The sequence below is a fragment of the Cysteiniphilum marinum genome (genome assembly GCF_014857925.1).
GTDB classification, from domain to species: domain Bacteria; phylum Pseudomonadota; class Gammaproteobacteria; order Francisellales; family Francisellaceae; genus Caedibacter; species Caedibacter marinus.
This window is the reverse complement of sequence record NZ_JACYVZ010000112.1, coordinates 1-887: the sequence shown is the minus strand read 5'-3', so window position 1 is coordinate 887 and position 887 is coordinate 1. Positions and strand designations below refer to the sequence as shown.

The following is an 887-nucleotide window of genomic DNA, read 5'->3' as shown; positions in this document are numbered from 1 at the left end:
CAACGTGCGACCTGCAAGTCGTACAATTCGTTGTTATGCTAATTCTAAGATTAGACATAACCAATCATTTTGCTGATTGTTATCCTCTCCCATATGCTTATCTGGCAACGGATTGGTGTAAAGCTGGGAGCGAAAAGCACCACAGGTAACTGTAAGGTTAGTTGTGAGACGACCCCGAAACTGTTAGTAGCAAAACGGTGAAGGTGCTAGAGAATGGTAATATGCTGAATAACTGAACCCTTGATGGACGAGTCGTTAACGTGAGGGTGCCAAAGCTACTGATAGGCACTGACCAAACGGTAATATGATCTGGTATATCACGAGTTGTCCGTGATATCGCAAACGCATAGGTCATCGGCTTATAGAGGGCAGCTAAGTTACCAATATCGAATTGTAAGAAACAGGGTAAGCCACTATGATTCCTATGAAATAGGAAGGGTGATTGTAAATGATCCTGATAATCGTGGTGGTAAAGGAGACTAGAAAAAGCGAATGCAAGTTTGTAATGAACTTGATAGGGGTTGAAACATTATCCCATACGAAAGTAGGCAGACTTCTAGTTGGTCTCATCTTGTGATGAAGTTGAAGAACTTATAAATTAGGAAAGCAAATGACGATATCGAATAATATTGGTGCGCCTGAGACAATATACTGGAACTTATTGGATTTAGATAACTCTAGAGCTATTGTTCGTAAGCTTCAATTACGTATTGCAAGAGCAATAAGAGAAAATAGATGGAATAAAGCAAAAGCCCTACAACATCTATTAACCAAATCTTTTCATGCAAAGCTTCTCGCGGTGCATAAGGTTACAACCAATAAAGGGAAAAACACACCAGGAGTTGACGGAATTGTTTGGAATTCAAACAAAGCCAAGACAAAAGGTT

1 protein-coding gene is annotated in these 887 nt (G+C 39.9%); it reads left to right on the top strand.

All coding sequences use genetic code 11. The features are described from left to right. Positions 1–610: 610 nt before the first annotated feature. On the top strand, positions 611–887 hold a 277-nt coding region (locus IE867_RS14540; RefSeq protein ID WP_192485415.1), incomplete at its 3' end, for a reverse transcriptase N-terminal domain-containing protein.